Origin of the sequence: Sphingomonas sp. IC-56 (genome assembly GCF_021043375.1) — a bacterium.
GTDB lineage: Bacteria > Pseudomonadota > Alphaproteobacteria > Sphingomonadales > Sphingomonadaceae > Sphingomonas.
In genome coordinates, this window is the sequence record NZ_JAJNDV010000011.1 from 35,258 (window position 1) to 48,621 (window position 13,364).

Genomic DNA, 13,364 nt, shown 5'->3' on the forward strand with positions numbered 1-13,364 from the left:
CTCGTCCGCACATTATCGGGCTCTTGGAGTGACGAGGGGTCGGGCAAGTGATCCTCGGCACCGGCTCCGATCTCTGCAACATCGAACGGATCCAGGCATCGCTCGACCGATTCGGCACGCGCTTCGAGAACCGCGCCTTTACGGAAGCCGAGATGGCAAAGGCTGATCGCCGGCCGCACACCCGCGCCGCGACGCTCGCCAAGCGCTTCGCCGCCAAGGAAGCCTTTTCCAAGGCGGTGGGAACCGGGTTCAAGGCAGGGGTGTTCCTGAAGGATATCGGTGTCGTCAATTCACCCTCTGGTGCGCCGACCCTGGCGCTTACCGGCGGGGCCAAGGCCAGGCTTGACGCCATCACCCCCGACGGCCACGTCGCGAAGGTACATCTGACGTTGACGGACGATCATCCCTGGGCGTTCGCGATGGTGATCATCGAGGCGCTGGCGGTCGGGAAGAACGGTTGATGGCCGCGGACGAACTGGCGTTGAGGCAGCAGGATTTCGATTTGGACGAACACACGCCTGCCCGGCCCCGTACCGACTGGTGGGCAGAGGTGCGTGGCATCCTCTGGCTGGTGCTGGCGGTGCTCGGCTTTCACAGCCTAGTGGCCAAGCCCTTCTACATCCCGTCCGAATCGATGATGCCCAACCTGCTCGTCGGCGATCGGCTGGTGGTGACGAAGTATCCCTATGGCTACTCGTTCGTCACGCCGACCTTTCACCTGTTGCCGTTCATGCCCGGCCGGCTCTTCGGCCGGCTGCCCGAGCGCGGCGACGTGGTGATCGTCACGCCGCCGGGATCCGAAACCGACTATATCAAGCGCGTGATCGGTCTGCCGGGTGACCGCATCGCAGTGCGCGCCGGCATCGTTTATCTCGATGGCAAGGCAGTGCCCCGCCGTTTCATGGGCGAGCGCGACATTGCCGCCGACGCGAACACGCGCTGCGACGACGAACATTATCCCGGCCGCCGTATCGATGGTCCCGCCACGCCTGCCGTGTGCCGCCTGCCCATCTACCGCGAGACGCTGCCCAACGGCCGCTCGTACGACACGATCGACAAGGGCTGGAGCCCGGGCGACGAGTTCGGCGAGATTCGCGTGCCCGAGGGCCGCGTGTTTTTGATGGGCGACAATCGCGACAACAGCGCCGACAGCCGCTTCTCCATGGCTGAGAACGGCCTGGGCGGACCGGTCCCGTGGGAGAATATCGGCGGCCGGGCCGAGTTCATCACCTTCTCGCTGGACGGCAGCGCTACCTTGAATCCGCTGACCTGGCCGAAGTCCTTCCGTTCTGGCCGCGCCGGCATGTCGCTTCACCCCAATCGGGGCGAGTGATGGCCGGCGGGACGCCTGAGGCGGAAGGCATTCAGGTCACCCGCGAGCCAGGGCCCAACGAGCTGCGCGACCCCATGACGCGCGCCGAGCTGAAACGAGCTTCGGTGTGGTTCGGGCTGGCGATCGGCGTGGCGCTGGTGGTGCTTCTGATCCAGCCGCTGCTGATCATCTTTGCGGGGCTCGTCTTCGCTTCCATGCTCGACGGCGGCGTACGGCTGCTTGGGCGCGTGCTGCCGATCCCGCGCGGCCTGCGCCTGCTGATCGTCGTGCTGCTGGTCGCGGCCTTTATCCTGGGCTCCTTCTATCTCACCGGCATGCAGATTGCGCAGCAGGCCAATCAGTTGCGCGAAACGCTGGAGGTTCAGGGAAACCGCGTCGCCGGTTGGATCTCCAGTCTCGGCCTGATGCCCGGCCGCTCCGACCTGACTGGCATGGCGCAGCAGGCATTGGGTTCGGTCGGGCGGCTGACCTCGGCGGTAGGCAGCGTGCTGGGTGCCGCCGCCAGCCTGGTGATGATCGTCGCCATCGGGCTGTTCGTCGCGATGGACCCGCGCATCTATGAACGCGGGCTTCAATGGCTGGTGCCGATGGAAGCGCGGGATCATGTCTCGCTGGTAATCGGGCGCATGGCCCGCATCCTGCGCATCCTGCTCGCGGGGCGTCTGCTCGGCATGCTGTTCGAGGGCGCGCTCACCTGCCTTTTGCTGTGGATCGCTGGCGTGCCCATGGCGCTGCTGCTCGGGATCATCACCGGCATCCTGGCCTTCATCCCGAATATCGGCGCCTTCATCAGTGGCGTACTGATGGTGTCGGTGGGCTTCAGCGCCGGTCCCGATCAGGGCTTTTGGGCGATCATCATCTATTTCGCCGTGCAGAATTTCGACGGCTATGTGCTGATACCGTTGATCGCCAAGCGAACGGTGGATCTGCCGCCAGCACTGACATTGTCCTCGCAGATCCTGGCGAGTGCGCTGTTCGGCGTGATGGGCCTGGCCCTGGCCGATCCCATGGTCGCGATGATCAAAGTGGCGCTGGAAAGCGAAGCCGAGCGCGCGGCGCGCCTCTCGGCGGATGGCCGTGGCCGGTTCCGTTGGCGCCTGGGGCACCGCGGCCCCGCCGATGCGCTGCCGCCATCTGGCGAACCACCGACCGGCAGCTAAGGGCCGGCGAAAAAGGAGGGGCACATGCTGCTCTACGATTACTATCGCTCGTCCGCGGCCTATCGGGTTCGCATTGCGCTTGCGCTTAAGGGCGTGGCCTATGAACGGCATTCGATCATGCTGCTGGAAAACCAGCAGCGCAGTCCCGAGCATCTGGCGCGCAATCCCCAAGGCTTCGTTCCCGCGCTCGAAGTCGATGGGAGGGTGCTGACGCAAAGCCTTGCCATCATCGATTGGCTCGATGCTCGCTATCCCGAGCCTCGCCTGATCCCCATAGACTCCGACAGACGGGCCGCCGCGCTCGCCCAGGCAATGATCGTCGGCGCGGACATCCACCCGATCAACAACCTGCGGGTCATGCGGTGGCTGAAGACCGAGGCTCATTTGGGCGACGAGGAGCGGGATCGCTGGACGCGGCACTGGATCGCTGACGGCTTCGCCGCGTTGGAAGCGATGGCTGGGGAGGGGCCCTTCCTCGGCGGCGATGCGCCTGGCATCGCTGATTGCTTTCTGGTCCCGCAAATGTTCAATGCCCGCCGCTTCAGCGTGCCCCTGGACGCGTTCCCCAAGTTGGTGGCCGCCGATGCCGCCGCCACTGCCTTGCCCGCCTTTGCCGCGGCCCATCCCGACCGAGTAGCACCTGAATGAAGTATCTCGCGTATTCCACCGGTCTGCTCCTGGCCGGGCCTGCCCTAGCGCAGGAGGTCGTGCCTGCTACCGCGTCGGAGCCGCAGGAGGTCATCGTCACCGGACGGGGGCTCGACGTGCCGCCCGGCGAGGCCGCCTATGACGTGGTCACGATCGATCGCGAACGGCTGTCGAACACCGCGAGCGGGCGGCTGGAGGATGTGCTGCGCGATGTCGCTGGCATTGCGCAGTTCCGCCGCTCGGACTCGCGCTCGGCGCATCCCACCAGCCAGGGCATCACCTTGCGCGGGCTGGGGGGCAATGCTTCCAGCCGCGCGCTGGTGGTGCTCGACGGCGTGCCGCAGACCGATCCCTTCGGCGGCTGGGTAGCCTTTCCCGCCTATCTTCCTGACCGTCTTGCCAGCGTGCGCGTGACCCGCGGCGGCGGCAGCGGCTTTGCCGGGCCGGGCGCGCTTGCCGGCACGGTGGAACTCATCAGCGGCAGCCCCGGCGACCTCGGCCCGCTTCAGCTGCGCGCCGCCTATGGCAGCCGCGACAGCGTTGATGCCGCTGCTGTCGCTACCGCTAATCTGACGGGCGGCTTTGTCACGGCTGCTGCCGGCTATGCGCGCGGCGATGGCTTCACGCCGATCGTTGCGGAGGACCGCGGACCCGCCGATCGACCCGCACCCTATGAGCAGGCGAGCCTGGCGCTGCGCAGTGTCTTCGACATCGGCGCCGGCACTGAACTTCAGGCGAACCTGTCCGGCTTTCGCGATCGGCGCGACCGCGGTGTCGACTACACCGACGTAAGCAGCGACGGTGCCGACGCCAGCATACGCCTGGTGAATCGCGGCAACTGGGCCTGGTCGGCGCTCGCCTATCTCCAGACGCGCAGCTTCGCCAGCGGCTTTGCCAGCGTGAACGACGCCCGCACCGCCGCCACCGCTACGCTCGACCAGTATAATGTGCCGGCCACCGGTATCGGCGGACGCTTCGAAATCGCGCCACCGGTGGGCGGCGGCGTCACCCTGCGGCTGGGCGGCGACGTCCGCAACGTGTCGGGACGGACGCAGGAGCTCTACACCTTTGTGAGCGGCGCCCCCACGCGCCAGCGCGTTGCCGGCGGCGAGAGCACGACGGGCGGCGGCTTTGCCGATGCGAGCTTCGAATCCGGCGCGCTGACGCTCAATCTCAGCGGCCGCGTGGACCGGTGGACGATTGACAACGGCTCGTTGGTGGAGCGTACCCTTGCCGGCGGACCGCTGCTGACCAACATCGCCTTTGAAGACCGCAGCGGCTGGGAGGCGACCTGGCGGGCAGGCGCTGCCTGGGAGGCCGGCAGCGTCACGCTTCGCGCCGCGGGTTATCGCGGTTGGCGCCTTCCGACCTTGAACGAGCTCTACCGCCCGTTCCGCGCCGGTGCCGATGCGACCGCGCCCAACGCCGAACTCGATCCCGAGCGGCTGATCGGCGCCGAAGCCGGGCTGGACTGGCGCCTGGCCAGCGCCGTCACGCTCCGCGCCACGGCCTATTGGAGCCGTGTCGACAACGCCATCGCCAACGTCACCGTCGCCAATGGCCCGGGTACCTTCCCGTTCGCCGGCTTCGTCTCGGCGGCGGGCGTGTACCGCCAGCGCCAGAACCTGGATGCAGTGGAGGCTCGCGGCGTCGAACTCGATGGCCGGGTGGTCAGCGGCGCACTCTCCCTGTCAGCGTCTTACGCCTATACCGATGCGCGCGTGCATGCCTCGGGCCTCGCCGCGCCGCTCAACGAACTACGTCCGGCCCAGACGGCGGAGCATCAGGCGTCCGCGACGCTGGCCTGGTTCCGCGACGCGCTCGGTGGCTCGCTTACCGCGCGCTATATCGGGCCTCAGTTCGAGGACGACCAGAACAGCCGCACGCTGGCCGACGCTGTCACCTTCGATGCGGTAGTGTCCGCGCCGGTGACTGCCGCGCTGTCGCTGGAAGCGCGCGCCGAGAATCTGAGCGATGCACGGGTGGAAGCGACGATCAGCGGCCCGGGCATCGTCGAGCGGGCGACGCCGCGCACGCTCTGGCTCGGCATCCGCTACCGGATGCGCTGAGCCGCCAGCCAATCGAACAGCGCCAGATAGTCGCCGACCGGGTCCCCGGCGTCGACCTGGCGGTTCGGCCGCGAACGCCCAGGCGCAAGCCAATGATCCAGCGCGGCCACCAGCGCCATTTCGTCCTCGCGCGCAACAACGGTGCCGAGCGCCGGCGCATGGACAATCTCGCGCACCGCCACGCTCGACTCGGTCGACACCACCGGCGTACCCACCGACAGCGCCTCGCGCAGCACGCCCGGCACGCCTTCATAGTCGGAGGTCAGCACCGCCACCGCAGCAGCTTCCAGCGCCGGCAGCGGGTCGGCGACGTGCCCCGGCAGGAACACGCGATCCTCCAGCCCGAGCGAGCGCACCTGCGCTTCCAGTGCACCCCGCAGGCTGCCTTCGCCCAGGATCAGCAACGACAAGCGCGCATCGGCCAAGCGCGGTAATGCGGCAATCATCCGGTCCCAGCGCTTCTGCGGCTCCAGTCGGCCTACGCCGACGATGAAGCGCCCCTGTGGCAGCGCCACCGGCGTCGCAGCGGCGACGGGGAGAGCAGGGGGATTGGCGATCACGCGCACCCGATCCGGAGCGATCCCCATCTCCGCGACCGCCTCCGCCGCCATTGCCGGCGTCATCGCCACGACCTGATTCAGGAACCGCGGATGCTGCCGCAGCCAGCGGCGATAGCCCCAGGCCGCCACTGGTCCCTGCTCCGGCCGCACCAGCGCATTCGACACCTTGCCGACAATCGGCGGGCAACTGCGCCCCAGCCGCAGCCGTGCCATCGCTGCAATCGCGCTGTAGTGATTGCCTGGGCAAAAGATCACGTCCGGACGCGCAGCCCGCACGTGCTTGGCTAGGCTGAACAGCGCACGGTACCGTTCGTCCTTTAACTCCACTACCTCCAGGCCACCGGGCAGTTCGGCGGCAAGCGGCCCTTCTCGGCTGCCCAGGACGAGCGTCACGCGGCGCCCTCGCTCCAGCCATCCCGCCGCCATTCGCAGCATCGCCCGTTCCACGCCCCCGCCGCGAAGCGTCTGGGCAAAGGTGAGGATGTGGCGGGCTTGGCTGGCGGTGTGCTGGGGCATGGTCACTTGCGGTTTGCCATGCTTAGGCCCAAATCGTCTCCGCAATAAACCGCATTCTGCTGTCAATCGGCGCCCTCCGCATGCATGTCGGAGCCGCTCGGCGCCGGAAAGTCGCGGTGAACAGAACAACTTGCGACGGCGGACCAGGATACGTGAACAGGCCGGTTGTGGAGGCTTCGATGAACACCAGCGTTGTCGAAGCTTCGCCCGTGGCGGCGGCGCCCGATCTGGCAGGGCTTGAGCCGGTTGAAAAGATCAAGCGGCGCTGGCCGATGTTCCTCGGTGGCGCGCTGACGCTGCTGATGGTCGCCGGGCTCGCGCGCGAGCTGTTCGACGCGGGCCTGGTGGGGCTCAGCAGGGCCGCGCCCACCAACCCCCTCTTCTACCTGGCGTTCGCGATCTACTATCTCGGCCCGCCGACCTTCGATTACGTGATCTTCCGGCGGCTGTGGCGCATTCCGCTTGCGGGCATGGCTGCGCTCCACAAGAAGCGCATCTCCAACGAAGTGCTGTTCGGCTATACCGGCGAAGCCTATTTCTACGCCTGGGCCCGCCAGCGTACCCAGATGGTCGCCGCGCCCTTTGGGGCGGTGAAGGACGTCACCATCCTGTCGGCGATCGCCGGCAACGCTATGACGCTCGCGGTGGTGGCGATTGCGCTGCCGCTGGGCATCAGCCTGCTCACTGCGGTTCAGCAAAAGGCCGTGCTCGGCTCGATCGCCGTGATCGTCGGTACCTCCGTGCCGTTCATGCTGTTTTCGAAGCGAGTGTTTTCGCTTCCGCGCGGCACGCTGTGGTGGATCTTCGGCGTGCACTGCGTGCGCATTCTGACGGGTTCGATCTTCATCGCCATCGCGTGGCATTTCGCCATGCCCGAAGTCGCGCTGGGCACCTGGCTGTTCCTGGCTGCCGGCCGCCTGCTCGCCTGGCGTCTCCCGCTCGTTCCTAACAAGGAGCTCGTGTTCGCCACTTTCGCGATCATGGTGATCGGCCAGGGCGCGGCGCTGTCCGACCTGATGGCGCTGATCGCTGCGCTGACGCTCCTTAGCCACGTGGTGCTGATTGCAGGCTTCGGCCTTCATGCTTTGATCAAGAGGATCCGTTGATGTTCCGCTCGACCCTGTTCGTCGCCCTCGGGCTCGCCGCCTGTGCAATCCCCGCAACTGCCTCCGCACAGGACTGGAAGGATGGTTCGTGTGCGGTCGGGTCGGGCCCGCGGCTCTATGTCACGGTTGTCGGACTGAAGGACCGCAGCGGCCGCCTCAAGCTGGAGCTGTATCCCGCCAATGAGGCCGATTTCCTCAAGGACGATCGCGACCTGAAGGCCGAAAACAAGCCGTTCCGCCGCGTGTGGAGCGGCACCCCAGCTTCGGGCGAGGTCAGGCTGTGCATCCGCGCGCCAAGTGCCGGGCAATGGGCAGTGCTGTTCACGCACGACCGTGACGGCAAGAACAAGTTCAACTTCTGGCAGGACGGCGCGGGTTTCCCGAGCAACCAGCGCCTCGGCCGCAGCCGTCCCAAGCTGCGCCAGGCGCTTGTCAACGTCCCCGCCTCGGGCGGCCAGATCAAGATCCAGGCACAATATCTGAAGGGGCTGGGCGGCTTCGCCCCGCTCTGATCGAAGCCTGCCATGCGCATCGTCGACGTCAATGAATTCTACTCGCCGACCGGCGGGGGCGTGCGCACCTATCTGGACCGCAAGATGGGGATCATGGCCGATCTGGGCCATGAACTCACCGTCATCGCCCCCGGGCTGCAAAGCGCGGTGGAGGACCGTCCCGGCGGCGGGCGCATCATCTGGGTCAAGGCGCCGCCGCTGATCCTCGACCGCAACTACTGCATCTTCGTGCGCGACGAGCCGATCTGGGAACTGCTCGATCAGATCCAGCCCGACATCGTCGAGACCAGCTCCCCCTGGCGCCCCTGCTGGACGGTTGGCCAGTGGAAGGGTGACGCGCTCAAGGTCTTCTTTGCGCATGGCGACCAGATCGGCGCCTATCCCCAGCGCTGGCTCGACAGCGTCGCCACGCCGATCCAGGTTGAACAGGCGTTCGACTGGTACACCCGCTACTGCAACCGCTTCCTTGAATATTACGACGCGTTCGTCACGAACGGCCCGGCGCTGGCCAAGCGGTTCCGCCGCCGGGGCATGAAGGTCGATGCTTCGATGCCGCTAGGCATCGAACGCAGCTGGTTCTCGCCCGATCTACGCGATGAAAAGCTGCGCGCAGCCCTGCTCGAACAATGCGGGTTGCCGCCCGAAGGGCTGCTGCTGCTCGGGCTTGGCCGTCACCACAAGGAAAAGCGGTGGCCGCTGGTGATCGATGCGGTCGAGTCCGCCGCGACCGACCTGCCGGTCGCGCTGATCCTGATCGGAGAAGGGCCTGAGCGGCGCAAGCTGGAGGAGCGGATCGCCGACAGCCCGCACATCCGCATCTTCCGCCCGGTTTATGATCGTGTCCGCCTGTCGCGCATCATGGCGAGCTGTGATGCGCTGATCCATGGTTCGGATGCGGAGCCATTCGGCCTTGTTGCGTCGGAAGCGCTCGCCTCAGGTCTGCCGATCATCGGGCCGGATGAGGGCGGGTTCGCTGAACTGGCCGACCCCGTCTACGCTGAAACCTATGCCGCGCGCGATGCGCTGTCTGCCGCAAATGCGATCCGCCGCATGGCAGCGCGCGAGCCAACCGCCCTGCGTGCCGCTGCCCGGGCTGCTGCGGCGCAGGTCCGCAGCGATTACGATCATGCCGTCGAACTGATGGCCTATTATGAAGGGTTATTGGCGGCGCGCCGGGGTGCGCCTGTCGCTTCGGCCGCCTGAGCTTCGAATACGGCGACGCTGTCGTTGCCGACCGGCCACACGCCCTTCAGCCGATAGCCATTCTCCTTCAGGCGCTGAAGCGTTCGGCGGCGGACGTCGGGGCGCTCGCCATCATAAGGTTCGGCTACGGTGACAATGGCCGGCCGAGCGCGGAAGATGCGGCGGATTTCAGCAAGCTGGTTCACGCCGATCGCTTCGGCCTCCCGCACCCGCGACAGGTGACGCGGGAACAGCCAGGCGGTGGTCACGCACCGGCCGGTGGAACTGTAAAGCATCGGTGGACCGGAATACAGAAACAGGCAGCCGGGCCCGCTTCCGATCGCCTGCGTCAGCGCTTGCAGCTCCGCCCCGTTTCCGCGCGACTGGCGTGCTAGATAAGTGGCGGTGGTGCCCGCGACCAGCGACACGGCGACCAGGGGGGCCATCAGCTTGCGGCCGATGGGATGGCTGCCGAGAAAGCCTGCGCTGCACAGGCAGGCCGGCAGCATCACCGGCAAGGCATAGTGCGTGAAGAAGCCGCCGAACAGGATCAGGCCGATAACAGACGCGGCAAGCCAGCCTAACAGGAAACGGCGCCGCGTCTGCTCCAGGCTCGCCTCGGCAGTGAGGCATGCCGAGATCGCGCTCATGGTCACCAGCGGCGCCAGCATCAATGTGACCTCGCGCACATTGTGCCACCAGATGTGGGGCGGATCCTCCTGGCGCGCGAAGATGGAGGTGACGTTCGCGTAGATCCAGGCATCACCCTGGCCGATGGCCATGTAGAAGGACCAGACAAGCCCGGTGGGCACTGCCGCGACGCCGGCCAGCATCGCGGCGGTGGATAGCAGTTGGCGGGGATTGGCGCCGAGGCGGTGTTCGCGCCACATCAGCCACAGGCCGAAGAACATGCCTTCGAACACCACGGAATATTTGATCTGCATCGCCAGGCCGACCAGCGCCATGGCGAGTACGGCGCGGGCGATTCGGTGGCGGCTGGCCAGCATCTCGTCGACGCGGACAAGGATTAGCGACGCGGCTAAGGCCATGAAAAGATTGTAGAAGACCGGGGACTGTCCGCCCTGGCCCCCTGCCAGGTTGAGCATAAAGACGTATAAAAGCGCGCCAGGAAGCGCGCCGCGGCGCCATCCGGCCTGGTCTGCCATGCGCGCGATCAGTAACGCGGTCAGTACCACGCTGCCCAGCGCCATCAGCTGATAGGCCCAGATGCCGAGCGGCAGGCCGAGCGCGGCGGCGGGCAGATAGATCAGGAACAGCCCGATCGGCTTGCGGTCCCACACATCGACATAGGGCAGGGCGCCGTGCGCCATCTGCTGGGCCGCCGCGAAGTAGAAATTCTCGTCGATATGGACCAGCGGATTGCCGAAGGTCAGAAACCGCGCGGCGACGGCGGCACAAAGCAGGACCAGCCAGCGCGGCGCCGTGGCGACGGCTTCGATAAAGGGCGGCACCGGCCAGCGGCGGATGCCAAGAACCGCGGAGGCGACGCTCACTGGCAAGACAATGGCAAGGGAGTCACAGGCGACGGTCGATGCATGAATCGGCCTTGAAGGAACAACTTAGGTTGATCCTACCCGTTCACGCCGCCGCTGTCACCGATGCGCTTCTCGGCCCGTCCCATGGAAGGGACCGGAGAGCGCGAAGGCTCTCCGGTTCCAGTGGCTCAGTCGAGCGACTTGGACGCCTGTTCGAACGTGTCCTTGCTCAGGCCGGGCGTGGCGACGATCCGCTCGAGCTCGGCCCGCATCAGCGCGCCGCGGCTGGCGTCGAACCGCTTCCAGCGCCCGAGGGGCGGCAGCAGCTTGGCCGCGGTCTGGGGGTTGAGCTTGTCCAGCGCGATCAGCTGGTCCGCCACGAAGCGGTAGCCGCGGCCCGAGGGCTGATGAAACGCACGCTGGTTGACGGCGAACGCGCCGATCAGCGAGCGCGCGCGATTCGGATTGGCCAGCGTGAAGGCAGAATGCCCGGCCAGCGCCTGCACCACGTCCACCGTGTCGTCGCGCGACGACAGCGCCTGGGTCTGGAACCACTTGTCGAGCACCAGCCCATTGCCGCGATAGCGCTCGAAAAAGGCGGCGAGCGCCTGTTCGCGCAGCGGCGACTGGCCGTTGGCCAGCGTGCTGAGCGCGCCCTGGCGGTCGGTCATGTTGTCGGCATTGGCGAACTGGTCGAACGCCAGCTGCGGCGCGTCCTGCGCCCCGCTCGCGGCAATATAGCCAAGAGCCACCGAACGGATGCGCCGCGCGCCCTTGGCCGCAGGCGAATATTCGAAGCGGTTGGCGATGCTGCCTTCGTACGCCGCGCGCCACTCGGCCTGGAGTGCAGTGCCAAGGTCGCGGCGCAGCGCCTCACGCGCGCGGAAGATCGCTTCGGGATCGACGATCGCCATCTGGTCGCCGATGAAGCTGTCCGAGGGGAGCACCACCGCTTCGGCGATGAAGGCGCGGTCGAGCGCAGGATCGGTCAGCGTGTTGCGCACTGCTTCGATCACCGCGCCGTGATCGGTTCCGCCATTCGCGACTGAGGCCACCAGCGTGTCGAGCATCAGCTGCTGCATCGCCTCGTACCGGGCGAAGGGGTCGTCGTCATGCGCCGACAGGAAGGCGAGGTCGGCGGCGGTGCGGTTGGTTTCCACCACCACGGGTGCGGAGAAGCCGCGATTGATCGACAGCACCGGCTGTTCGGTCAGATTTTCGAAGATGAGCTCGCTGCTCTCGTCCTTCAGCAGCACCAGCTGCTCGTCGCCCATCGAGCGGCCGGTCTGCGCGCCGAACAGCTTGATCTTCAGCGGTAGCACCATCGGCTCCTTGACCGGCTGGCCGGGCGTGGCGGGCACGCTCTGGCGCAGCGTCAGCCGCGCCTTGCCATTGTCCATCGCCAAATCGGCGGCGACGCGCGGGGTGCCGGCCTGGGTGTACCAGCGGCGGAACTGCTCCAGGTCGACGCCGCCGGCTTCCTCCATGCACGCCACGAAGTCCTCGCAGGTGGCGGCGGTGCCGTCGAACCGGTCGAAGTAGAGGTCGGTTGCCTCGCGGAACTTGGCCGGCCCCAGGATGGTGTGCATCATCCGGATGACTTCGGCGCCCTTGTTGTAGATGGTCGCCGTGTAGAAGTTCGAGATCTCGATATACTCGTCCGGGCGCACTGGGTGCGCGAGCGGACCCGCATCCTCGGGGAACTGGCTGGCGCGCAGGCCGCGCACATCCTCGATCCGCTTGACAGCGGCCGAACCCTGGTCGGCGGAGAAGCCCTGGTCGCGGAAGACAGTGAAGCCTTCCTTCAGGCTCAGCTGGAACCAGTCGCGGCAGGTGATCCGGTTGCCCGACCAGTTGTGGAAATATTCGTGCGCCACCACCGTGGCGATCGCGTCGTAATCATAATCGGTGGCGGTATCGGGATCGGCGAGGATGTAGCGGCTGTTGAAGACATTCAGCCCCTTGTTCTCCATCGCGCCGAAATTGAAATCGTCGACCGCGACGATGTTGAACACGTCGAGATCATATTCGCGGCCATAGACCTTTTCGTCCCAGGCCATCGACAGCTTGAGCGCGGCGAGCGCGTGATCGGTCTTGGCGAGATCGGGCTGGCGCACCCAGATGCCCAGTTCCACCTCACGCCCCGACATGGTGCGGAAGCTGCCCTTGTTGGCGACCAGGTCGCCCGCGACCAGCGCGAAGAGGTAGCAGGGCTTGGGGAAGGGGTCGTGCCACTCCGCCCAGTGCCGGCCGTCCTCACCCTCGCCCTGCGCGATGGGATCGCCATTGGCGAGCAGCACGGGGAAGCGCGCCTTGTCGGCGGTCATCCGCACCTTGTACCGGCTCAGCACGTCGGGACGGTCGGGGAAGAAGGTGATGCGGCGGAAACCCTCCGCCTCGCACTGGGTGCAGAGGATCCCGCCCGAAGCATAGAGCCCCTCAAGCTGGGTGTTGCGCTCAGGCGCGATCTCGACCTCGGTTTCGACCAGATGCGCAGCGCCGCTGAGCGGCACCACCAGGTTCGACCCGTCCATCGACCAGCCTGTGGCCTCTACGCCATCGATCTTGACCGACAGCGGCGTCAGCCCGTCGCCGTCGAGCACCAGCGGACGGCCATGGTCGCCGTTGCGCGTGACGCTGAGCGCCGCGCGAACCCGCGTCGCTGCGGGATCGAGGTCGAAATCGAGCGCGATTTCCGGCACCCACCAATCGGGTGCGCGATAGTCCTCGCGGCGGATGATATGGGGAGCCTGGGTTGCGATCTGAGCGTCTGCCATAGCGT

The 13,364-nt window shown here is 66.8% G+C and carries 11 protein-coding genes; 8 read left to right on the forward strand and 3 right to left on the reverse strand.

Going from position 1 to position 13,364, the window contains the following annotated elements:
* Positions 1–47: 47 nt before the first annotated feature.
* The 5 genes from acpS to LQ953_RS14110 are packed head-to-tail and all read left to right on the forward strand — an operon-like array spanning position 48 to position 5,210.
* The gene (gene acpS / locus LQ953_RS14090) at positions 48–461 is read left to right on the forward strand and encodes a holo-ACP synthase (protein ID WP_231031545.1); all 414 of its coding nucleotides are present in this window, start codon (positions 48–50) and stop codon (positions 459–461) included.
* The gene (gene lepB / locus LQ953_RS14095; protein ID WP_231031546.1) at positions 461–1,333 is read left to right on the forward strand and encodes a signal peptidase I; all 873 of its coding nucleotides are present in this window, start codon (positions 461–463) and stop codon (positions 1,331–1,333) included. Before acpS ends, lepB begins: the two co-directional genes overlap by 1 nt.
* Complete coding sequence (locus LQ953_RS14100; RefSeq protein ID WP_231031547.1) at positions 1,333–2,493, forward strand: AI-2E family transporter; 1,161 nt, start codon at positions 1,333–1,335, stop codon at positions 2,491–2,493. The genes lepB and LQ953_RS14100 overlap by 1 nt, the downstream gene beginning before the upstream one ends.
* Positions 2,494–2,517: 24 nt before the next feature.
* Positions 2,518–3,141 carry a maleylacetoacetate isomerase gene (gene maiA, locus LQ953_RS14105; protein WP_231031548.1) on the forward strand — a complete coding sequence of 208 codons (624 nt, stop codon included), beginning with the start codon at positions 2,518–2,520 and terminating at the stop codon, positions 3,139–3,141.
* A complete protein-coding gene (locus tag LQ953_RS14110; RefSeq protein ID WP_231031549.1) occupies positions 3,138–5,210 on the forward strand; it encodes a TonB-dependent receptor in 2,073 nt (690 codons plus the stop codon). The genes maiA and LQ953_RS14110 overlap by 4 nt, the downstream gene beginning before the upstream one ends.
* Here LQ953_RS14110 and LQ953_RS14115 read toward each other — a convergent pair.
* A complete protein-coding gene (locus LQ953_RS14115) occupies positions 5,195–6,286 on the reverse strand; it encodes a glycosyltransferase (RefSeq protein WP_231031654.1) in 1,092 nt (363 codons plus the stop codon). The genes LQ953_RS14110 and LQ953_RS14115 overlap by 16 nt on opposite strands.
* A gap of 179 nt (positions 6,287–6,465) precedes the next feature.
* On the opposite strand from LQ953_RS14115, the gene LQ953_RS14120 reads away from it, so the two are divergent.
* The 3 genes from LQ953_RS14120 to LQ953_RS14130 are packed head-to-tail and all read left to right on the forward strand — an operon-like array spanning position 6,466 to position 9,107.
* Entirely contained in the window at positions 6,466–7,392 is a 927-nt protein-coding gene (locus LQ953_RS14120; protein ID WP_231031550.1) for a hypothetical protein, read from the forward strand.
* Positions 7,392–7,904, forward strand: coding sequence for a DUF2141 domain-containing protein (locus tag LQ953_RS14125; RefSeq protein ID WP_231031551.1), 513 nt, complete (start codon positions 7,392–7,394; stop codon positions 7,902–7,904). Before LQ953_RS14120 ends, LQ953_RS14125 begins: the two co-directional genes overlap by 1 nt.
* A 12-nt stretch (positions 7,905–7,916) precedes the next feature.
* Positions 7,917–9,107, forward strand: coding sequence for a glycosyltransferase (locus LQ953_RS14130; protein WP_231031552.1), 1,191 nt, complete (start codon positions 7,917–7,919; stop codon positions 9,105–9,107).
* On the opposite strand, the gene LQ953_RS14135 is transcribed toward LQ953_RS14130, so the two are convergent.
* Both LQ953_RS14135 and pepN read right to left on the reverse strand, forming a co-directional pair.
* Positions 9,053–10,600 (reverse strand): ArnT family glycosyltransferase, encoded by a 1,548-nt coding sequence (locus tag LQ953_RS14135; protein ID WP_231031553.1) that lies wholly within the window; start codon positions 10,598–10,600, stop codon positions 9,053–9,055. The genes LQ953_RS14130 and LQ953_RS14135 overlap by 55 nt on opposite strands.
* A gap of 170 nt (positions 10,601–10,770) precedes the next feature.
* Complete coding sequence (gene pepN, locus LQ953_RS14140) at positions 10,771–13,359, reverse strand: aminopeptidase N (protein WP_231031554.1); 2,589 nt, start codon at positions 13,357–13,359, stop codon at positions 10,771–10,773.
* Positions 13,360–13,364: the final 5 nt, after the last annotated feature.